The sequence below is a fragment of the Stieleria marina genome (assembly GCA_007741555.1).
Classification (GTDB): Bacteria; Planctomycetota; Planctomycetia; order Pirellulales; family Pirellulaceae; genus K23-9.
In genome coordinates this window covers 1646278-1669403 of the sequence record CP036526.1, presented here as the reverse complement: position 1 = coordinate 1669403, position 23126 = coordinate 1646278, and the positions used below count along the sequence as shown (strand labels likewise).

16 protein-coding genes are annotated in these 23126 nt (G+C 53.7%); 14 read left to right on the top strand and 2 right to left on the bottom strand.

The window, feature by feature from the left end; all coding sequences use genetic code 11:
- The first annotated feature begins 92 nt into the window (after positions 1–92).
- The 11 genes from K239x_RS05870 (at position 93) to K239x_RS05820 (ending at position 16235) form a co-directional block, all read left to right on the top strand.
- A complete protein-coding gene (locus K239x_RS05870; protein ID WP_145416854.1) occupies positions 93–1346 on the top strand; it encodes a putative DNA modification/repair radical SAM protein in 1254 nt (417 codons plus the stop codon).
- Between the two features lie 6 nt (positions 1347–1352).
- Positions 1353–2762 (top strand): UdgX family uracil-DNA binding protein, encoded by a 1410-nt coding sequence (locus tag K239x_RS05865; protein WP_145416852.1) that lies wholly within the window; start codon positions 1353–1355, stop codon positions 2760–2762.
- A 76-nt stretch (positions 2763–2838) separates the two neighbouring features.
- Positions 2839–3873, top strand: coding sequence for a ligase-associated DNA damage response exonuclease (locus K239x_RS05860; protein WP_145416850.1), 1035 nt, complete (start codon positions 2839–2841; stop codon positions 3871–3873).
- Complete coding sequence (locus K239x_RS05855) at positions 3870–5465, top strand: ATP-dependent DNA ligase (RefSeq protein WP_145416848.1); 1596 nt, start codon at positions 3870–3872, stop codon at positions 5463–5465. Before K239x_RS05860 ends, K239x_RS05855 begins: the two co-directional genes overlap by 4 nt.
- Before the next feature lie 93 nt (positions 5466–5558).
- On the top strand, positions 5559–8066 hold the full coding sequence (locus K239x_RS05850; protein ID WP_145416846.1) for a ligase-associated DNA damage response DEXH box helicase: 2508 nt from the start codon (positions 5559–5561) through the stop codon (positions 8064–8066).
- 89 nt (positions 8067–8155) lie between these two features.
- Positions 8156–8845 (top strand): ligase-associated DNA damage response endonuclease PdeM, encoded by a 690-nt coding sequence (pdeM, locus tag K239x_RS05845; RefSeq protein WP_145416845.1) that lies wholly within the window; start codon positions 8156–8158, stop codon positions 8843–8845.
- 225 nt (positions 8846–9070) lie between these two features.
- On the top strand, positions 9071–9244 hold the full coding sequence (locus K239x_RS05840; protein ID WP_145416843.1) for a zinc ribbon domain-containing protein: 174 nt from the start codon (positions 9071–9073) through the stop codon (positions 9242–9244).
- A complete protein-coding gene (locus tag K239x_RS05835) occupies positions 9225–9821 on the top strand; it encodes a CIA30 family protein (RefSeq protein ID WP_145416841.1) in 597 nt (198 codons plus the stop codon). The genes K239x_RS05840 and K239x_RS05835 overlap by 20 nt, the downstream gene beginning before the upstream one ends.
- 23 nt (positions 9822–9844) lie before the next feature.
- Complete coding sequence (locus K239x_RS05830; protein WP_145416839.1) at positions 9845–10621, top strand: hypothetical protein; 777 nt, start codon at positions 9845–9847, stop codon at positions 10619–10621.
- Between the two features lie 243 nt (positions 10622–10864).
- The gene (locus K239x_RS05825) at positions 10865–15517 is read left to right on the top strand and encodes a PAS domain S-box protein (protein ID WP_145416837.1); all 4653 of its coding nucleotides are present in this window, start codon (positions 10865–10867) and stop codon (positions 15515–15517) included.
- Positions 15518–15650: 133 nt separating this feature from the next.
- On the top strand, positions 15651–16235 hold the full coding sequence (locus K239x_RS05820; RefSeq protein WP_473163568.1) for a DUF421 domain-containing protein: 585 nt from the start codon (positions 15651–15653) through the stop codon (positions 16233–16235).
- A 172-nt stretch (positions 16236–16407) separates the two neighbouring features.
- Here the strand turns inward: K239x_RS05820 and K239x_RS05815 are convergent, their stop codons facing one another.
- The gene (locus tag K239x_RS05815) at positions 16408–16971 is read right to left on the bottom strand and encodes a type 1 glutamine amidotransferase domain-containing protein (RefSeq protein WP_145416835.1); all 564 of its coding nucleotides are present in this window, start codon (positions 16969–16971) and stop codon (positions 16408–16410) included.
- A 350-nt stretch (positions 16972–17321) separates the two neighbouring features.
- Between K239x_RS05815 and K239x_RS05810 the strand changes: the two genes are divergently transcribed.
- The 3 genes from K239x_RS05810 (at position 17322) to K239x_RS05800 (ending at position 21827) form a co-directional block, all read left to right on the top strand.
- Positions 17322–18284 carry an SHD1 domain-containing protein gene (locus tag K239x_RS05810; RefSeq protein WP_145416833.1) on the top strand — a complete coding sequence of 321 codons (963 nt, stop codon included), beginning with the start codon at positions 17322–17324 and terminating at the stop codon, positions 18282–18284.
- Between the two features lie 252 nt (positions 18285–18536).
- On the top strand, positions 18537–19892 hold the full coding sequence (locus tag K239x_RS05805) for a Y4yA family PLP-dependent enzyme (protein WP_145416831.1): 1356 nt from the start codon (positions 18537–18539) through the stop codon (positions 19890–19892).
- Positions 19893–20000: 108 nt separating this feature from the next.
- Positions 20001–21827: an alpha-amylase family glycosyl hydrolase gene (locus K239x_RS05800; protein ID WP_145416829.1), complete on the top strand. Its 1827-nt coding sequence runs from the start codon at positions 20001–20003 to the stop codon at positions 21825–21827.
- A 40-nt stretch (positions 21828–21867) separates the two neighbouring features.
- Here K239x_RS05800 and K239x_RS05795 read toward each other — a convergent pair whose 3' ends face one another.
- Positions 21868–22815, bottom strand: coding sequence for a GGDEF domain-containing protein (locus K239x_RS05795; RefSeq protein ID WP_145416827.1), 948 nt, complete (start codon positions 22813–22815; stop codon positions 21868–21870).
- Positions 22816–23126: the final 311 nt, after the last annotated feature.

The following is a 23126-nucleotide window of genomic DNA, read 5'->3' as shown; positions in this document are numbered from 1 at the left end:
CGACGCCGATCTGCGGTTACCCCGACTGGCCAATAGGCAAAGACTCTGGCCAACCTTGTAACAAATAATCTACCGGCTCGGAGACCACCAACATGGACGTCAGAGAAAAGCTAGTGGTCCTGGCCGACGCGGCAAAATACGATGCGTCTTGCGCCAGCAGTGGGTCGAAATCGACTCGCCCAGGAGCCAAGATCGGCAGCACGGAGGGCATGGGAATTTGTCACAGCTATACGCCCGACGGTCGGTGCATCTCGCTGCTCAAAATCCTCCTCACCAATTACTGCATCTACGATTGCCAGTACTGTGTGAATCGAATCAGCAGTGACACGCCACGAGCGAGGTTCACCGTCGACGAAGTTGTCTCGCTGACGATGGAGTTTTACAAACGCAACTACATCGAAGGATTATTTCTGAGCTCGGGCATCATTCAAAACTCCGACTACACCATGGAGCAGTTGATCGCGGTGGCTAAGTCACTGCGCAATGATCACAAATACGGCGGTTACATCCATCTGAAAACCATCCCCAACGCGGCTCAAACTTTGATTGAAGAAGCAGGTCGTTGGGCGGATCGACTGAGCGTTAATATCGAACTGCCGACGGACCAGGATCTGCAAACTTTAGCACCCGAGAAAAAGAAGCCGCAGATCGTCGGTGCCATGGATGGGATACGCGACAAAATCACCGAAACGAAACAAGAAAAGAAAGCTGGCTTTAAGCCGCCGCGATTCGCGCCAGCCGGCCAGAGTACCCAGATGATTGTCGGAGCGACTGAGACCCCCGACGCGGATGTCTTGCAAACGGCATCTCAACTGTATTTGGGGCAAGGTCTGCGACGAGTCTACTATTCCGCTTACAGTCCGATCCCGCATGCCGATGCGCGGCTGCCAGGAAAGTCGCCGCCGTTAGTGCGTGAACATCGGCTGTACCAGGCTGACTGGCTGATTCGGTTTTATGGGTTCGGAGCAAACGAAATCGTTTCTGGCGAAGACCGCAATCTTTCGCTGGAAGTCGATCCGAAACTTGCCTGGGCGTTGGCGAATCGCCACTACTTTCCGATCGATGTGAATCGAGCCAGCCGTGAACAGCTACTTCGAGTCCCTGGCATCGGTGTGCGAAACGTCAAACGCATCTTAAAGATTCGTCGCCACCAAAGTCTTCGCATAGAAGACTTGAAGAAGCTGCGTGTCGCTTGGAACCGCACCAAGGTGTTTGTAATCACTGCCGATCACAACCCCGCCTTGGGCGATCTTGACATTCTTAATCTGCAAAAGAAAGTGCAGCCGAAGAATAAGCAATTGATGCTTTTCGACGCCGCAACCTCTGCGATCACAGGCGAGGTGTAGTCGCACATGCAATTCATCGAAGCCGAAACGTTTGATCAATGGCGTGCCGCAGCCCGCGCGCTCATCGCATCAACGACTCCCCCCGACCAAGTCAGCTGGAACGGTGATGCGAATCAACCGTCGCTGTTTTCCTCCGACGACGAAGACAGAAATTTGGCGGAGCGGGAGAAGGCACCTGCGTTTACGGTCCCAAAGAATTTCATCGAACTTGCCAAGATCGTCGCCTGCCATAAAGATCCGCAGCGGTGGGAACTGCTGTACCGCACTCTTTGGCGTATCAAACATGGCGAACCTCATTTGTTGGTAGTCGAAACCGACGATGATGTGCATCGACTTGGGCAAATGCGAAAAGCGGTCTCGCGCGACGTACACAAGATGAAAGCCTTTGTCCGCTTTCGCCGATTGGAGCACAACGACGATATCGAAGCCTACGTCGCTTGGCATCGCCCCGATCACCGCATTGTCCGTCTAGCCGCCCCCTTTTTTGCTCGCCGATTCAAGGCGATGAACTGGGCGATTTTCACGCCCGAAGAATCCGCTTCGTGGGACCAAACCACGCTGACTTATGGCGACGGTGTGCCGTCTAGCGAGACGCCGGATGCGGACGTTTTGGAGGACTTATGGAAAGCGTACTATGCTTCGATCTTCAATCCCGCACGGGTAAAGGTTGCGACGATGAAACGCGAGATGCCTGTCCGCCATTGGCCAACACTCCCCGAAACGGAATTGATTCCGGAACTGCTACGGCAGGCTTCTTCCCGCGTCGAAACCATGATCGAGACGCATGAAGGATTTGCATCGACCGCAACCAGTTTTCTGCCCACTGATCGCTCGCTTCATTCGTTGGCAAACGCTGCCGAATGTTGCCGGGCCTGCGATCTCCACCAACATGCCACACAAACTGTTTTTGGCCGGGGCCCCATCGATGCGAAAGTCGTGCTAGTTGGCGAACAACCAGGCGACCAAGAAGACATCGCCGGCGAGCCGTTCATCGGTCCCGCTGGCCGACTTTTAAACATTGTGCTCGAAGAATCCGGTATCGCTCGTAGCGACATCTACCTCACCAATGTGGTCAAACACTTTAAGTTCACCCAACAGGAAACCTCTCGGGGAAAGCGGCGACTGCACAAGAAGCCCGATTCACGCGAAATATTCGCGTGTCGGCCTTGGCTGGAAGCGGAGCTGCAAAGCATCAAGCCACAAGCAATCGTCTGCCTCGGTGCTACTTCTGCGCAAGCTTTGTTTGGTCGTGATTTTCGCATCACGCAGCAACGTGGACTGGTGACGGCGACGGAGTGGAGCAAGCGAACGATCGCCACTTGGCATCCCGCCGCTGTGTTGCGAATGCCCGACGAAACCCGTCGCCAGCAAATGCGAAACCAAATGGTCAACGATCTACAGTTAGTCGGAGGCTGACGGTTTCCTGTCGGTCTTCGGAGCCTGAAGACAGTGTTCTGCACAAGTACTGCCATTGCAACGTTCGAACGAAGAAATGTTATCTCAACCCATCCTGCAGACGACTGATTCGGGACTTTACTGCGCAGCGGGCGACTTCTACGTCGATCCTCGCCGCCCCGTCGATCGCGCAGTGACCAGCCACGCGCATACCGATCACGCTCGCTGGGGCTGCCGACGGTACCTCGCTGCTGCACCCAGCGAACACTTGCTACGTATGCGGATGAATGAGAATGCCGAATTTCAGTTTCTGCCTTATGGAGAAACCATCACGATCGGCGGCGTGAAGATCAGTTTTCATCCGGCCGGACACATGCTCGGATCCGCACAGATTCGTTTGGAACATCAAGGGCAAGTCGCCGTCGTCACCGGCGATTACAAACTGGAAACCGACCCGACTTGCCAAACATGGCAGCCCGTGAAATGCCATTTATTGGTGACCGAATCGACCTTCGGATTGCCGGTTTATCGCTGGTCGCCGCCGGAAACAATCGCGGCGGACATCAATCAATGGTGGAAAGAAAGCCGCGACCAGGACAAATGCTGCGTGCTGTATGGCTATGCCGTCGGCAAAAGCCAACGACTGATCGCGAGCTTGGATCCCAGCATCGGCCCCATCTACTGCCACGGAGCGGTGCAGAAAGGAAACGATGCGTATCGCCGATCGGGCGTCCAACTACCCGAGACAATTTACGTGGGTGACATCGCGGGCAAACATGACTGGCGCGGCGCGATGGTTGTGGCCGTACCGAGTGCTCACGGCAGTCCTTGGATGAAAAAGTTTGGCCGCGTCAGCACTGCGATGGCGAGCGGTTGGATGGCGGTGCGCGGAGCCCGTCGCCGCCGCAGCGTCGATCGCGGCTTCATCTTAAGCGATCATGTCGACTGGCCGTCTCTAATGACTGCCGTCGAAGCTTGCGCCCCCCAAACGACTTGGGTTACCCACGGTTATTCTGCCGTCGTCGCACGATACCTTAACGAACAAGGCCGCGACGCCATCGCCATCGACAACCGATCACGTGGCGAAGACGAAGAGGATACGACCGCTGAAATTCCAGAGGCAACGTCATGATTCGCTTTGCCGAACTTTACCACGCACTGGATTCGACCACGAAGACAAACGATAAGATCGCGGCGATGAAGGACTATTTCACCGACGCGTCACCCGCCGACGCCGCTTGGGCAGTGCACTTCTTGTCAGGCAAAAAACTCAAGCAGCCTGTTCCCCGAAAACTTCTGCGCCGGTGGGCTGCCGACGAAGCGGGGATCCCGTCTTGGCTGTTTGATGAATCCTATCACGCTGTCGGTGATTTGGCAGAAGCAATGTCGCTCGTCGTACCGCAAGGTGAAAGCACCGACGACAGATCGTTGACGTCTTGGATCGAAGACCGACTGATGCCGCTACGGGAGATGAACGAGGACCATCAGCGGCAAGCGGTCATCGACCTCTGGCGGCAGACGCCGGCGCTGACTCGCTTGGTTGTGATGAAACTGATCACGGGAGGATTTCGCGTCGGAGTTAGCAAGCGATTAGTCACTCGCTCCGTCGCACTCGCATCGGGGATTGCGCCGGAAGTGGTGGCACACCGCCTGATGGGCAACTGGGAACCAACCGCGGAGTTCTTCCTGCGGCTCACTGACCCGGACGCCCAGGATACGATCGTCAGCCAACCGTATCCGTTTTGTTTGGCTCATCCGTTGGATCCAGACGCTGGTCCCAAACCGTTGGGAGACATTGACCAATACGTTGCCGAATGGAAATGGGACGGCATCCGCGGACAAGTCATCCGTCGATCCGGCCAAACTTTCATCTGGTCGCGCGGCGAGGATTTGATGGAAAATCGTTGGCCTGAAATAGAAGCCGCTTCCGAGTTATTGCCAGATGGCACGGTTTTGGACGGTGAAATCTTGGCGTGTTTGCCCGATGGAGAGGTCCTGTCGTTTGGCGAATTACAACGACGGATTGGTCGTAAGACAGTCGGCAAAAAATTGCTGACAGAAGTCCCCGTCGTCTTCCATGCCTTCGACCTGCTGGAGCATGGCGGAAGAGACGTTCGTGAATTGCCGTTTAGCCAGCGCCGGGAACAATTGCAAAACCTGCTATGCGACATCACTCATCCCAACCTGCGAATCACCGAACTGATCCCTGCAACAAAGTGGCAAGACTGGCAGGAAATTCGCCAGACCAGTCGCGAACGCAATTCCGAAGGACTGATGCTGAAAAGAAAGGATGCGGTCTATGACGTCGGCCGTGTACGTGGGACTTGGTGGAAATGGAAAGTCGCACCATACACGATCGATGCCGTGCTCATCTACGCTCAGAAAGGTCACGGGAAACGAGCAAGCTTGTTTACGGACTACACATTCGCATTGTGGGACGGTGAAGCGTTGGTGCCGTTTGCCAAAGCCTACAGCGGACTCGACGATGCCGAAATTCGCAAAGTCGATCACTACGTCCGCCGAAATACGAAAGAAAAGTTTGGCCCGGTCCGAAGTGTCACGCCCACCCTGGTCATGGAACTGGCGTTTGAAGGGCTCCAGAAAAGCAAGCGACACAAAAGCGGCATCGCGACTCGCTTTCCGAGGATTCTGCGATGGCGACACGACAAGAATCCCAAAGACGCGAACTCACTTGACGAATTACTGGAACTGCTCCCGGAGTAGCCCTGAATTGAATCGCTCGTTCGCCATCGAACTAGCAAAGAACTCCACTCAGCAGAGCGAACAGCACTCGGGTCGCACAACTAATCATTCACCATGCCAGACACCATCACCCCCAAATCACCGCGAGCCCGCCCGCCGAAGCCTCGGCACGAAGTCCAGCGGTTCTTTGATGCATTGGGGTGGAAGGCGTTTCGATTTCAACGTTCGACTTGGCGTTCGTACCTAGACGGTTCGAGCGGGTTGGTGCACTCAGCCACAGGCACAGGCAAGACGCTCGCTGTTTGGATGGGCCCGATTCTGAAATGGTTAAAAGACAATCCCGATCGGCAAAAATGGAATCCTAAACGACCACCGCCTTTGAAAGTAATTTGGATCACACCTCAGCGCGCTCTTGCCGGTGACACCGAACAATCGCTGCGTGCTCCACTTGACTTTCTAAATCTGCCTTGGCGACTGGAGTCACGAACGAGCGACAGCAAGGCCAGTGCCAAAGCACGTCAGCTAAAAAAGTTGCCCACCGCATTGGTAACAACCCCCGAAAGCCTGTCGTTGATGCTGACCCATCAAAATCTGCTGGAACAACTTGCCGGCGTCGAGGCGGTCATTGTCGATGAGTGGCATGAACTGCTCGGTACCAAACGAGGCATCCAAACCGAACTGGCTCTGTCGCGTCTGAGGAAGCTGAATCCGCAACTACGAACCTGGGGTGTTTCGGCGACCCTTGGAAATTTGGAAGAAGCTCGTGATGCTTTGGTTGGCAGACAGCCTGCTGGTGAAGTTCGTATTATCGAGGGCTATAAGAACAAGAAGACCAAACTTGAATCGATCATTCCGGCCAAGATTGAAAGCTTCCCGTGGTCCGGTCACATCGGCACAAAGATGGTTCCGCAAGTCGCCGAGCGATTGGAACATGTCCACAGCGCGCTGGTTTTCGCAAATACGCGTTCGCAAACCGAAATCTGGTATCAGCACTTACTTAAGCAACGCCCCGACTGGGCTGGCAAAATCGCTCTGCATCACGGATCGCTCGACCGCAGTGTTCGTTCATGGGTGGAATCGGGGCTCCGCGCTGGATCGCTGCGGGCAGTCGTTTGCACTAGCAGCTTGGATCTGGGCGTTGACTTTACCGCCGTTGATTTGGTGGTGCAGATTGGCAGTCCTAAAGGAGCGGCGCGTTTGTTGCAGCGTGCCGGTCGCAGTGGTCATCAGCCCGACGCGACCAGTCGATTAGCATTTGTTCCGACCAACGCATTGGAACTTATTGAGCTTGCCGCCGCGCAGGATGCGATTCGCGCCGGACGCTTGGAATCGCGACCGCTTCTTGGCAAACCGCTCGATGTGCTGGCTCAGCATGTCGTCACAGTCGCCATCGGCGGTGGATTCACATCACAAGAGTTGCTGAACGAAGTTCGCAGCACGCTTGCGTATCAGTCACTGACCGACGATGAATGGCAATGGGTTCTCGATTTTGTTGTGCAGGGCGGAAGTTCACTGACCGCGTACCCGGAGTACCATCGCGTCAAGGTCAATGGAGATACGTATCAAGTGACTGAGCGTCGAACCGCATCGATGCACCGCATGAATATCGGAACGATTGTCTCCGACGCGTCGATGCAGGTGAAATACATGAAAGGTGCGACGCTCGGGAGGGTCGAGGAGTACTTTTTGTCTCGACTGAACCCAGGTGACAAGTTTCTGTTCGCGGGAAAGTTGGTACAACTCGTTCGCGTCCAAGACAACGCGGCGTACGTACGGCGTGCCAAAGGCACACCCGACACTGTGCCACGCTGGATGGGCGGACGAATGCCCTTGTCCAGTGAACTGAGTGACGCATTGCGAAACAAGCTTCAGGAAGCCGCCGATGGAAAGCTGATCGGTCGTGAGATGAAGGCGTTGAAGCGACTATTCCAGATCCAAGAACGCTGGAGTGCGATTCCGGGGCAGAATGAACTTCTGATCGAACGCATTCAGACCAAGGGCGGTCATCAGCTGTTTGTCTTTCCGTTTGAGGGCCGCCTCGTTCATGAGGGCTTGGCAGCACTATGGGCGTATCGCATCTCGCGATTGCAAAAGATTACCTTTACGATGGCGTGCAATGATTACGGAGTCGTTCTGCAATCACCTCAGCCAATCCCAATCGACGAAGCGATACGGTCGGGACTTTTTTCGACCGACGATCTTTTGCCTGACATTCTGGCGAGTTTGAATTCGACGGAAATGGCGAAGCGACAGTTTCGTCAGATCGCTCGAGTCGCTGGGCTGGTCCATCCAGGTTATCCCAACAGTCGCAAATCGAACAAGAACTTGCAAGCCAGCAGCAATCTGTTCTTCGACGTCTTCGCTCAGTACGATCCAGAAAATCTGTTGTTGCTGCAAAGTCGCCGCGAGGTTCTGGAACAACAATTAGAAACCTCACGCATGGTTTCGGCCTTGGAGCGGATTGGACGATCACGGATCGTGGTCACCGATCCACCCAAAGTAACACCGCTGGCGTTTCCGCTATTGGTCGACAAACTGCGTGAAAGAGTCAGCAGCGAAAGCCTGGAAGACCGGATCGCGCGTCTGCAGGCGCAGTGCGAGAAAGCTGCCTTGAAAGATTAAGCTACCGTCGGGCGCCGCGACGCTGGCCTGCTGATTTACGAACCACTGCCGAATCTCGCCAGACCGCGGATCGATCGCTTAAAGAATCCATGTCAAAATTTATCGAAACAAGGATCGCGGGAATTGAGTTGATGCTGTTGGGAGACCGCGGTGTGTACTGGGATGCACATCGAACACTTTTCATTGCGGACACTCATTTCGGTAAGGAAGCGACTTTTCGCCGCAACGGCATGCCCGTTCCTCGCGGTAGCACGGTCGGAACTTTGAAGACAATCTGCCGGATGATGGACCGCACAGAATCCGAACGATTGGTGATCTTGGGTGATATGTTTCATGCGCGATCATCCCTCTCACCGGATGTCTGCGAATCAGTGGAGGCACTGTTCTCGCGCTACCCGAAAGTCGAATTCACATTGGTGCCAGGAAACCACGACGCTCACGTCGGACACCTTCCCCAGCGATGGCCAATCGATGTGATCGAGTCGGGCAAGATCATTGACGGTATCTCGCTTGCCCATCACCCCGGTGAAAAACCTAGCACCGCAAAACTGATGATGTGCGGCCATCTGCACCCCGCCGTTCGCTTTGAGTCAGACACTGACCGGCTTGGCAAGTTGCCGTGTTTTTGGCTCAGCAAAGGGTGCTTGGTATTGCCTGCAGTGGGCGAGTTCACGGGAACGCACCGCGTCCATCCCAAACCCGAAGATCAAACCTGGCTAGTTTTGGAAGACGAATTATTGGAGTACCGACAACGACCGAACGCAAAACGATCACGCTGATTGTTTGCCAAGCAACGTTAAGGAAACGTCTGACGGAATAAGCGAACAAATGTCGAACCTGCTTACTGGCACCAACCGTTCGGCATGCGATCTGCTACTGGAGGTTCGACGTGCAGCACAGCAATCGCAGCACAGCCATCACGCGATCGATGCACAACGCGCCAGCACCGGCATCGAAAACCATCAGCTTCCAAAAATGCTAACATCCCCCGGTAGAAACTGGCCATGACCGCTCCTTTGAACAAAACCGAATGCCCCAATTGCGGCAGAAAGGTCGATGATCGTGCCCCCGCCTGCCCAAGTTGCGGCGAGAAAATTTACGTCATCAGTCCCGGAGACATCACTCCCACCAAACATCCTCCATTAGAACAGAGCACCAATGACATTGCCCCTCAATAGAACGTTGTCGCTTGCCGTGATCACCTTGGCGATCACGTGCAACGCATTTGCCGATCCGGCTCCAACGGAAAACCCCGGACGCGTTTTGTTCGCCTTCGATCGTCCGGACTCACACAAGCAATGGCAGATTGTCAACGATGGCGTTATGGGTGGAAGGTCCAACAGCAGCCTTTCGACGGCCAGCGATGGCCATGTTCAATTCGATGGCAATCTCTCTCTGGAGAACAACGGCGGGTTCGCATCGGTGCGGTCCAAGCCTGCACCAATTCATCTAAACCACGGCGACGAAATAGTGCTGCGAGTCAAAGGTGATGGGCGAAAGTACATTCTGAATTTGTACGTTCCAAATCGCCAAATGGCATTTTCATTTCAATCCGAGTTTGAAACATCAAAAAACCAGTGGACAACTGTAAAATTGCCTCTGACCAAGTTTGCCGCGACCTCTTTCGGTCGTCGTGTGGACGGGATGAACCTGGCCCCAAGCAAGATAAATTCGCTGGGCGTCATGCTGGCTGATAAGAACGCTGGTCCTTTTACGTTATTGCTTGACTGGATTAAGGTTGATTCCAAGAAGTGAGTGCCCAATCACCATGCCCGTCGATGGCAACGCCACTATTTCTAAAACGCACTTTACTAGCGGTCTTTCTGCTAGTTCCGATCGTCAACTTTGGAGTTTTCTTGCTCCCTGGCGGCGACCGACAATTTGCCAACATGGTCTCTACACGGGTCGATGCCGCGGGATACGCATTTAGTATTTGGGGAATCATCTTTGCGATGATGATCGCCTTTAGCATCCTGGTCCAACGTCTAACTGAGTCATCAAAGTCATTGACCGCTGCCACTGCGGCACTGATCATCGCCGGTATCGCGTCAATTTTTTTCGTACCGATCAGTCTCTATGCGAGCCAGACAATTGGCTGGCTTGATATCGTTTTGCACCTAGTTGCCTTGATCGCCGCATTGGTATTCCTGCGTCGGCATTGCCATGCCGTATCAGTCGTCAACGGACGCTGGTCTTTTGTCGGGCCATCGATGTATTGTGGTTGGATTAGTGCTGCGACATTGATCAGCACTGCGTTGATGCTTCAGGAAAACGGCGTTGACGTCTCCGACCAAATCGCGACGGGAATTGCTATCGGTGCACTTGCCTTGATCACCACGATCGCGAGCTTGATGACTTGGTCACGTGACCCTGTCTACGGTGGAACGATCGCGTGGGCATTGATTGCGATCGGCGTGCAACAATCCGCTTTTCCGTTGATCCGATGGACCGCTTGGCTGGGAGCCGCCGCGCTCACTGTTTTCATTATCACTTTTATGATCCTCAATCGATCTTTCTACGCGGCAGCGGATGCTTTGCGATTGCCAAAGAAGTAGTTCCCAGCAGCATCGATGCGTTCGCGAGATGCTAACGCAGAAGCTTCAAACGCAGAGAATCGCCGTGTCTGTGCTTTTCTTTTCTCGCCGAAACGTTTTGATGCAGCCCGGCACGGCAAGATTGTCAACGCGAGCCCACACGGGCAAATTTTTGCACTCTTGGTATGATGTCGCCTTGGACATCGCGTGCCCGTTCCGCGTGTCGGTAAAAATCAAAATTGTTGATCTAGTCAAGAAGCGACCATGACAGGCGATAATCCAAACGCATTGAACGAATCGTTAAGCAAAAAGTCTGGCGAAACCACGGAATCGTCGGACCAGATCGCCAAACTGTTCCGTCTGCACGCGACGCTGGCAGTTCCGCTCGCAGGCACGCAGTCGCTGCAAGCAATCTTTCAGTTCTCCTGCCAGCAGATCGTCGAGATCCTGGATCTGGCCTTTGCACAGATCTGGACTTTCAATGAACAAGATCAAACGCTCGAGCTAGTTTCCCAAGCCGGTGCGCCCGTCGAAAAACCAGGGTTTGATTCCCCAGTTCCCATCGGCGAATCAGCGATTGGTCAAGTTGCGTCCCAGCAGCAAGCAGTCTTGGCCAACGATCCGGCCAGCGAGAACTTGCAGTGGGAATCGAACGGGTTTTCTGCGTACATGGCTCATCCGCTTCTGGTGGACGGTCAAGCAGTCGGCGTCGTCGCACTGTTTGCTACGCATCAAATTTCACGCGACCTTTTTGAAAATCTGCGACCGATGGCAGACGCGCTCGCGCAAGTCGTCGCGAGAAAACGTTCGGAGCAAAACTTAGTCGATTGGGAACGCGAACTGCGACTGGCTCTGGACACCGGCCGGCTTGGTACGTGGAAATGGGAAACGGGCAGCGACCGAATCAGTTGGTCCCAGCAACTTTACGAGATTTTTGGGTACACGGAAAAACAGTTTGTCCATACCAGTGATGGGTTCCTATCAATCATCCATCCTGATGATCGTGATGAAGTCAAACGTCGGCTGGACTGTGTCTTTAGCGGAACCTGCGAAACCTACACTTTGGAATTCCGCATCATCCGCGGAGACAACGGACAGACAGTCTGGACAACCGGACGCGGCGTGATCGCTCGCGACGCAAGCGGCCATCCAACGTCTATCACAGCCGTCGCCAGCGACATTACCGAACGCAAATCGATGGAGCTACGATTGGCGGAGCGGGAAGCAGATCTCCGCCGTGTGATCGACAACATGATTGGTTTCGTCGGCATCCTGGCGACCGACGGTACACTCCTCGATGCAAACGAAACGGCCTTGATCGGAGGCGGAATTAAACGCGAAGACGTGGTCGGCAAAAAATTCTGGGATTGCCATTGGTGGAACTTTGATGACGCGACCGTCGCTCGGTTAAAAGACTCCGTCAAGCGCGCTGCCGCCGGCGAACCCGTCCGCTATGACGAAGAAGTGAGAATGGCGGGCGACTCGCGGATGGTAATCGACTTCATGCTTTTCCCGGTTCATGACATTGAAGGAAAGGTCACGCATTTGATCCCCTCGGGAATGGACATCAGTGAACGCAAAATGGCAGAAGCGGCTGCGATCCAGCGCGAACGACATCTGAACCTTGCTTTGGAAGCCGGTCGGATGGGCAGTTGGGAATGGAATGTCGCCGAGGACAGTATCACTTGGTCCGATCACTTGTACGAAGTATTCGGCTACGGCCGTGACGAATTCAAACGAACGACGGCGGGATTCTTAGAAATCGTCGTCCCCGAGGACCACCAAATCGTCGAAGCAGTGATTGATTCGGTGCTCCATAGCCAATCCGAACGCGAAGAGTTTGAATGCCGCACAATTCGCGGTTACGACCAGCAACAGATCCTGGTGCAATGCCATGGGATCGTCGACCGAGACTCTACTGGCAAGCCGCTGATGGTGACCGGATTTGCTGTCGACATCACCCAGCGCAAACGGCACGAATCCAATATCGCGTTTGTCGCCCAACTCCAATCCGCGCTAGCACCGCTGGCGTCGGTCGAAGAGATATCGAGTGTGTCGACCAAGATGATTGCCGACTACATAGATCTATCACATTGCATTTTGGTCGACTTAGATGAAAAAGCCGAAACCGCCATCGCATTTTTTGATCACCGCGCAGATGATTTGCCAAGCTTGCTGGGCATCTATCAAATGTCCGACTTTTTCAACGACGATGATCGACGCAAACTAGTCGATGGTGGCATGTTGGTTTTAAACGATACGCGCAGCGATGCCGTTTCCAACGCAGCGAGTGATCAGTTTGCCGATTTGCAAATTGGCGCGATCATCAACAGTGCTTACGTCAGCGATCGACGGCTCGAATTCATGCTGACTGCGACGCGGCAGCAGCCGTATCAGTGGCGTGAAGATGAAATTCAATTGCTGCGAGAAATTTCGGGCAATGTACACCTGCGTCTCGAGCGCGCACGTGCCGAAGAAGCGTTGCGTGAAAGCGACGAATTTAACCGTACGATCATCGAAAGCAGTCCCGACTGCGTCAACGTTTTGGATCTCGATGGATGTTTGCTCAGCATGAACACCGCCGGACTGGCGGCGTTTGAGATCCCAGATTTCTTGCACCTGAAGGACAAACAGTGGCATTCATTGTGGCCAGACGATAGCCGGGCTGCGGCCCAGCGTGCGATCGAAGATGCAAAAGAATTTGGCAAAGGTAGTTTTCAAACACCGTCCAGCACGCCGAGTGGAATTACGAAGTGGTGGGATGTGCTTGTCACGCCTGTCCGAGATTCTTCGCAACAAGTCAATCGTTTGGTAGCAGTATCGCGTGATGTGACCGAACAACGCGACAACCAAGATCGCTTAAAGATGGCACTTAGTGCCGGCGGAATGGCGGCCTGGGAATGGACGCCGGCGCACAGCGTCTGGACCGAAGCCCTCTACGAAATGCTTGGCCTTTCGACCGACGAACATGCATCACCCGAAACGTTCTTTCGATTCGTGCACAAAGATGACCGGGCTGAGTTACATGAAATCTGGGGCGCGGCGACTCGGGGCGAAAAGCCGTACTCTCACGAATTTAGGATTGTCCGAAGTGACGGAGAGATTCGTTGGGTCGCCGCCGCCGGAGAATTCGAGCAAAACGAAGCAGGCAATGTGACGCGAGTCTATGGCCTGAACTGGGACATCACCGAACGCAAAAAGAGTGACCTTCGCCGAGTTCGCACCGCCAAATTCGAGCACTTTTTGCTCCAGGCTAGCTCCGTGCTGACGTCTTCGATGGACTACCAAAAAACGCTCGCCAATGCAACCGATCTTTGTGTTCCCACATTGGCGGACTGGGCTTTCATCGACTTGCTTGATGACGAAGGAACCACCCACCGCGTTCACGTTTCGCATGCCGACCCGAAAGACGACGAACTTGCGCGCAGGGTTGCGAAGTTTTCAGCCAAACCTGATTCGATCGAACATCCACCTGCACAGGGTTTATTCGGCGAGCAAGTTCTACTGATCCGCGATTTCACTGACAAGATGTTGGTCAAAGCCGCACAAAACGAAGAGCACCAAGCCGTCATGCGAGCAGTCGCACCGCGGTCATTCATTGTCGTTCCACTGATTTCGCGCAGCGTTTGCCTGGGTGCTTTGACGCTCATCACAACCGATTCGCGCCGACGTTACACAAAGAACGACGTCAAAGTGGCAAAAGAACTCGCCCAGCAAGCCGCTACGGCGGTCGACAATGCTCGGCTTTTCAATGCAGCTCAGCAGGCCAACATCGCCAAAAGCGAATTCCTGGCCAATATGAGTCACGAAATTCGCACACCGATGACAGCAGTGCTCGGGTATACCGATCTGTTGCGCGAACGGATCGACGATCCAGAATCGGGCGAGCATCTCACGATCATCCGCCGTAATGGCGAATTCTTACTCGACATCATCAACGACATTCTGGACATCTCGAAAATCGAAGCCGGAAAGCTGGAAGTCGCACCGGAGCGTTTTTCGCTGGCAAGACTGGTCGAAGATGTGCGCAGCGTGATGGAGGTCCGAGCTCAGGAAACGGGACTGCGATTGGAAGTCAAATACCTAACCAAAATCCCGAGAGAAATTGAGAGCGATCCGAAACGGCTGAAGCAAATTTTGATCAACTTGGTTGGAAACGCGATCAAATTCACTCGGCAAGGTCACGTTCGGCTGGAAGTCCAGTTCGACGCCGACCAGCAGCCACCTCTGCAAATCAAGATCGTCGACACAGGCATCGGCATCTCACACGATAAACGAAACCAGCTATTCAAACCTTTCTCCCAGGGCGATGCATCGGTCACCCGCGAGTTTGGTGGTACAGGATTGGGCTTGGTGATTAGCCGCCGGCTCGCTGTCTTGTTGGGCGGCAACATTGTCGTCGAAAGCGAAGTCGGACACGGCAGCGAATTCTCTATATCGATCTCAGTCGGCGACATTGCTGGCGTCCCCATGATCTTTCCGAAAAAGGCTCCGACTGTTCCGCAAACCGCAGTCCCCGACCATGCCGTCGTGTTAAATTCACATATCTTGATTGTCGACGACCGCCGAGACATTCGCTTCCTAGGCAAACGACTTCTTACTAAAGCTGGTGCGACAGTTGACGAAGCCGAAGACGGGCTACTGGCAGTCCAATATATGCGCAATCGCATCACAGACGGACAAACGCCTGATCTAATTCTTTTAGACATGCAGATGCCAAATCTAGACGGCTATCAAACGGCGCAACAAATACGAGCGTTAGGCTACGAGGGGCCAATCATTGCGTTGACTGCCGACGCGATGCAGGGCGATATGAAACGCTGTATCGAATGTGGCTGCAACGACTATCTAAGCAAACCCATCGACGCGACGCGGTTAGTCAAACTGGTCGCGGAGTTGACCAGTGGACCGCTTTAAGCGAATCCGTTGCCCCAGCACAGCGAACTGAACTGCTCCGCTGACTTGCATATCGCGGTCTTGAAGACGTAGTCGAACCGTCGCGATGAATTGGCGTAAAAATTGCTTACTTAATGGCAAGCATATTTTCCTCATGATTCCCGCACGAAAAAGTTCGATCAGCATGTTTGAAAAATGGATCAGCGTCGACTCAAATGAACTCGCCATGGTGTTTCTGTCGACCGGAGCGACTTACATTGCCATCCTGATCTACACGAGGTTGGTCGGTTTACGAAGTTTCTCGAAAATGTCTGCGACGGACTTTGCAATGACGGTCGCCGTGGGCTCGCTATTCGCGTCGACGATCTCATCGCCTAGCCCATCGCTGTTTTTAGGTTTATTCGCGATCGCGAGTCTCTACCTAGGGCAATGGACATTCGCTTGGCTTCGTTGCCAATCAAACTGGCTGTCGCGTGCGGTCGACAACGAACCACTGCTACTGATGGCTGGCAGTGATTTTATCGAAGAAAATTTGAACAAAGCCAATGTCACCAAATCCGATATTTACGGAAAGCTTCGCGAATCCAATACGCTGAACTACGAACAAGTTCTTGCTGTCGTGTTCGAAACGACCGGAGATATATCGGTCCTCCACTCTAGCGATCAAGAGGCAAACCTGGAGGCTGATTTTTTGAGCAGTGTCCGTGGCTCCGATCGATTGTTCCCCGCAAAAAACTAATCCCCAGCCCTGATTCACTGCCGTGATTTCCAGCCCAGCAGCACGAGGGATTTCTCAGTGACGCTGGCTGATGAATCAAGTCTGGTACGAGGACCCAGCGTGCCTCATTAATACGCAATGGCACGTCCTGCTTGCCCTTCCCGCACGCCGGGAAGGGCGATCGTCCTACACACTACGCTGTCTGCTGGCTGTGCTTTCCTTCGGCAAACTCCTCCACTGCTTTTTCGCAAAACGCAGGTAGATCGTCGGGGTTGCGACTCGTTACTAGCCCCTCGTCGCAAACGCATTCTTCGTCGACCCATTGCGCTCCAGCGTTGATCAGGTCAGTACGGACGCTGGGCCAGGACGTCACCCTGCGCCCCTGCACGACGTCAGCTTCGACTAACAACCAAGGCCCGTGACACACCGCGGCAACAGGCTTGTGCTGTTTGAAAAAGTCACGCACAAAATCCACCGCAGTTTCGTTGACTCGAAGCGCGTCCGGGTTGAAGACTCCGCCAGGCAAGACCAAGCCGTCGTAGTCCGATGCTGAAACGGTGTCTACCGTCTTGTCAACATCGAACATTTCGCCCTTTTCGTCGTGGTGAACGCCCTGGATCTGGCCTCTCTTGAGCGACACCAACTCAACGGTGGCGCCGGCGGCTTGGATCGCATCCCAGGGCTTTGTCAGCTCCACTTGTTCGAAACCATCAGTCGCCAAAAATGCAATCTTCTTGTTGTTCAATCGCTTACTCATGTGTACTTCCTTTGGGAGTTTGCTGAAGTTTTGACAGGCAACGCCAGGGGCGACGTGCCAAACGATCTGCAAACACGAACGCAAAACCTATGCCAAGCCATCTAGAGCAACCCCAAATGAATTCGTCGGCCGAAGCAATCCGTTTTTAGCGCACGCAACATAATTCAAAGCAAACTGCGCCGACTGATCGCAAAGAGTTCGCACTGGCTGGTTTCCTGCCAGCGACATTTGTTTCACATGCCTAGTACGACAAATCCGCTTAAGATCGAACGCCGTTATCCGATTGGCACACGAGGTGCGTTGATGGGACCTCAACTTCTTTCTCGCACAATCTCGGTCAAGGCATCTCCATGCGATTCTCTCCCTATCTCCTCGCGGTCCTGTTGATTCTGTTTATCTCACCCGTATCGACAGCAAGTGCCCAGGCAAACGAAAGCCGCAGATGGTCAGATGCAAGCGGTCAATTTGGAGTGGAGGGAAAGCTGATCAGCACCGACACCGACCTGATCGTGCTAGAAAATAAAAGTGGCGATCTAATTGCTCTTCGCCGCGAGCAACTCTCCAGCGTTGATCAGAAGTTTGTAGACCAGTTCGATGCAAAGCAAAAATCATCTTCCGTGCGTAAGATCGATTCCGAGTGGAAACTTGGCGATGGCGACGTGGTAGCTGGGCGTTTGATGGGATTCGGTAGCCAGGACTTGATCGTCAAACGCGAGCGAGGGGACATTTGGGTGAACAATCGACGTCTGGATAATCTTCCTGCTGCATACCGGAAAATCCTTCCGAACGTGGTTCAAGCGATCGACAAGAAACGAATCGAAGACGTTGATGACCTCGAAAGACATCTCGTCGCGATCGGGGCTGGCCCGTATGAGTACTCTGTCGAAGGAGTTCAGATCGACCTGAAGACCTGGGGAACGATTACGATCCCGCTCAGCCTACTGACGACCGATGAGGCCGCTGAGATCGCACCTGGTTTCAAGCGTTGGAAAGCTTCGCAGGAGGAAGATGTCAGTGAGCAAGATCGTTACGAAACGGCAAACCGCGAGCGATTGGCGCTGCAGGGCCGAGATCGTCTTCGGCAGCAAAAGCGATCCGCACGCCAACGCCAGATGCAGATGATGGAGCTGAGCCTTCTGTCGGCAGCCTCGGGAGTATCGGACATCTGGGAAGTTCAGATTCGATCGCCGTATCAGTATGGCTACGGCAGAACCGTCTTGGTCAACGCCCAAAACAGCTTGCAAGCGAAGCAGTTGGTCGCTCAAAAGTATGCACGATGGCAGATCGGCGCGATCGCAAAACGTAGTTACTAGCCAAAGACTTGCGGAGCGTCTGCGTTCGCTTGCCCCATGCCATCTTTCACAGGAGGGGACGCCGACCACTGATGGCTCCCTTGTGCTTGGCACGCCGATTCAGATGTCGTCCACTACCACGCAGCGAAAAGTGATGAGCCACGTTCCCAAACGATACACTGAAAAATCATGATCACGACAGCCACAGACCAGGCAATCAATCACTCCAACTGCTTTGCCGAATCAAAGCTCACAGCTAGACTCGAGCAGTGGATGCGTGATTTACTAGACGACGGCGCACTGCATCAATTGGTGGAAACGCATGGCTCGCCGCTGAATGTTGTTTCCACCGGGCCGATGGCACGAAACATTGACGAGTTGATGGAAGTTGCTTCGGCTCGCAGCTTGGATCTACAGATCTTCTTTGCCCGGAAATCGAACAAGTGTCTTTCTTTCATACAGCAAGCGTTCGATCGTGGAATCGGTGTCGATACTGCGAGCGAAAACGAAGTGATTCAATCGCTCGAAATCGGGATGCCAGCCGAACGCGTGATCTGTACTGCCGCAGTCAAATCGGCGGCATTGATCGATCGATGTATCCGCGAAAACGTTTTGGTCGTTGTCGACAATCACGACGAACTGCAGGTAATCTGCGAACGTGCCATCGCGGCCGGCAAAACCGCATCGATCGCAATTCGCCTGGGTGGATTTCTCCATGAAGGTCAAAAATTAGTTACGCGATTCGGGTTTGATGTAGACCGAGACGCTGATCTGGCGATTCAACTTGGCGATCTTCTAGTCAAGGTTGAAGGGGTGCACTTTCATCTTGACGGATACGACGCTTCCCAGCGGATCACCGCAATCCGCGATTCGATAGCTTGGTTGGACCGGTTGCGTGCAAATGGCCATCAGCCATCGTTTCTCGATATGGGCGGTGGATTTCCGATGTCCTATTTGGACGACGCGCAGCAGTGGAACGAGTTCTGGGCTGAGTTGCGGCAGGCGATCTTGGGGAAACGCGATCCGATCACCTATCGCAACCATTCGCTCGGACTGACCACCGTGAATGGCGAAGTCCATGGCAGCCCCAACAGTTACCCGTACTTTCAAGAACCCTCTCGCGCACCATGGTTTGCAAGCATCCTGGACGCCAGTTGTGATGCAGGCAATACAGTCGCTGAAGCGTTAAGCTCGCGAGGTCTGCAACTTCGCTGCGAACCAGGTCGTAGCTTGATGGACGGTTGCGGTATGACAGTGGCCCAAGTCGAGTTCCGCAAACAAAACGCCGAAGGAGACTGGCTAATCGGATTGTCGATGAATCGAACCCAATGCCGAACTTCCAGCGACGACTTTTTGGTTGATCCCATCCTGGTTTCGAAGGACAACGATCCCAAAGCCGCGATGACGGGATTTCTGGTCGGGGCGTACTGCACCGAATCCGAACTGCTGTCGTTGCGTCGGTTGCATTTCCCAAACGGAATCCAACGCGGTGATTTAGTCGTCTTTCCTAACACCGCAGGGTATCTGATGCACTTTCTGGAAAGTCGTTCTCATCAGCTTCCACTCGCTCGCAATGTCGTCTTCGAGTCTCGCGAAATTGCTTTGCAACTCGACCCCATCGATCGATAGCGACAGACGCAGATTTCTTACTCCGTCGGGACTTGGATCGGCACGGTTGTTGCTATTCGATATATGATCGCAACGTCGCGATGTGAATCGAACCACAAAGGTCTAACGATGTCAGTCACTGTCCTCTCCGATAAATCAACATCAAACCACTCCAGCAAAAAACAACTCGGCATGGGACCACTGCCGCATGCAAACGGCGTCGCGTTCCGCGTGTGGGCCCCCAACGCTGATTCGGTGAGCGTCGTTGGCGATTTCAACGACTGGAAACAAGATGTGACGCCGCTGGAGAGAGAGGATGGTGGCAACTGGTACGTCGACGTAAGCGACGCGACACCAGGCCAACGCTACAAGTTTCATCTCACCAATGGCGACAGCGCCTTTGATCACATCGACCCTCGTGTCCGCGAAGTGACAAACTCCGTTGGCGAGGGCATCATTCACGACCCAGACTTCGATTGGCAGGATGACTCATTTGCGATGCCTGCCTGGAACGAGATCGTCATCTACGAAACTCACATCGGAACGTTCAATCGTAGCGATGACGACACCGTGGGAACGTTCGATGACTACCAAAAAAAGTTTGATCACCTTCGTGAACTAGGCGTCAACGCCCTGCAAATCATGCCGGTCGCTGAATTTGCCGGCGATGTTTCGTGGGGATACAACCCGGCACACCCCTTTGCGATCGAGTCAGCGTACGGTGGTGCAGAAGGGTTCAAACGTTTTGTCCGCGAAGCGCACACGAACGGTTTTGCGATCATTCTGGACGTCGTGTATAACCATTTTGGACCATCGGATTTGGACTTATGGCAATTCGATGGTTGGTCGGAAAACAACAAGGGTGGCATCTACTTCTACAACGATCATCGTTCCAGCACACCGTGGGGAGACACGCGTCCGGACTATGGCCGCGGCGAAGTACGAACCTACATTCGCGACAATGCGATGATGTGGTTGAAAGATTACCACGTTGATGGTTTACGATACGACATGACGCTGTACATCCGAAGTGTCGATGGAGCGACTGAGATTCCCGAAGGCTGGGGACTGACTCAGTGGGTCAACCGTGATGTGCATGAATTTAAGCCAGACGCTCTAACGGTCGCAGAAGACTTGCAGAACAATCCGTATCTCACAAAATCCAGCATCGAAGGCGGAGCTGATTTTTCGACTCAGTGGGATGCCGGTTTCGTGCATCCGATACGCGATGTTTTGACCGTAGCCGACGATGCGGATCGCGACATGCAAAAGGTCTGTGACGCATTGCATCACAATTACAACATGGACGCTTTTCAGCGTGTGATCTACACCGAATCTCACGATGAAGTCGCGAACGGAAAATCACGTGTGCCGACCGAAATCGATTCGGAAAACGGGGACGATCGCTTTGCGCAGAAACGCGCCGTGCTAGGTGCTGCGTTGGTGATGACTGCACCGGGAATCCCAATGCTGTTTCAGGGGCAAGAACTGCTTCAAGACGGGTGGTTTCAAGACACCGAAGAACTGGACTGGAAAAACAGCAGGGAGTACGCAGGCATCAAGAAAGTGTTTAGTGATTTGGTTGCTCATCGACTGAATCGCGCCGGCACCACGTCTGGGTTGACGGGACAAGGCCTGCACGTTTTCCATGTCAATCACGAGGACAAAGTGATTGCGTTTCAACGCTCCAGAGACGGAGGTCCCGGCGACGACACACTTGTCGTCGCGAACTTCGGAAATCGTTCGTTCGATCGCTATCGAATCGGCTTGCCAACGCCCGGCACTTGGAAACTTCGATTAAACACTGACTTTGATGGCTACAGCGAAGCATTCGACGGACATCCCGTCGGTGTTCTAGTCAGTGAGGATCACGGCTACGACGGTATGCCATATTCCGCCGAAACAAATCTTGGCGCGTACGCTGCACTGATCCTTTCGCAAGACCAAGAGCAGTAACATCGCGATTCAGGAAGTAACAGTTGCTCGGCCGCACGCGTTATCTGGCCACACAGTTTTTGCCGGCCGCCTTAGCACGATACAACGCTTCATCTGCTTTAGTGATCAAGGAAAGAAGACTGGCAGTTTCGCTGTTCTGGCTTGCGAAGTCGACGCTGGCAACGCCAATGCTGATCGTCGGGCGCAAGGCGATGCCGTCTTTCTGAAACCCTGCTGTCTGCACTGATTCACGAATGTTTTCAGCTATGGTGCAGGCGGAAGCGAGGTCATATCCGGGCAAAAAAGCACTGAATTCATCGCCGCCAAATCGACAGGCTTCACCATACCGTCCCAGCACGGTCGAGATTGATTTTCCGGTCTCGCCGATGACGTGTGCCCCGTAAAGGTGTCCGTGCGTGTCGTTGATTTGCTTTACGCCATCCATGTCCATCATCAGAACCGTCAGGGGCATCTTGTTACGCGTTGCGTTTTGAATCGCGAAGTCAAGCGATTCATCGAACCGACGCTTCGACGGCAGACCGGTCAGCGGATCAGTTCCAACCAATGTGGCAACCTCGCTGTGAAAGTCGACGTCAAACTCGTCGGCTAGCGAAAAGCGAATGACGGTTTCGCCCATGATGATCTTCTCACCATCGCTGAGCGATTGCGGACCAACGACCGCGAATCCACCAACCTTCGTACCATTGGTCGAACCCAAATCCTCTAACACAAATTCGCCACTGGTAGTTGGCGTAATTGCCGCGTGACGTCCCGAAACTTTGTGATCATGAAGTGTGAAACTGCACGCCGGGCTGCGGCCAATGATTGTTATTCCTTGCAAAAACGAGTGGACACCTATGTCGGCGCGACTGCGGATGACAGTTAAAAAACCACGCTTGCTGACCGGGACTTGTGTCGGTGTAAATCCTTCGTCATCTCGAAGAGTACCTCCGTCCAAGGCCGGTGAATAGGATTGCATTTTGCTCGGTTCTTTGTAGTTCAGATTCATTTTAAATCAGATGCTTGCAAGAGAACTTAAAACAGTCGCTGCGTGGTTCAATTCAGCTTTATCAAGAACGTCCTGCCCAAGTCACCAGCGAATCAACTGACAAGGTGACGGACAGCCTGAAAGTAGCATGTTCACACTGGCGTTTGGCCCGCCGCTTTGTCGAGGTCATTCAAGTGGTGCACGTAGCCGTAGCATTGCGATACAACACCGGCAGTCAAACTTTGTTCTGCGGCTGCAAGCGTTTGCATCGCAGTATCCTCCAGGAGTTTCACATGGCTGACCAAAGGTTCATCGATGACGCAACACGGCTG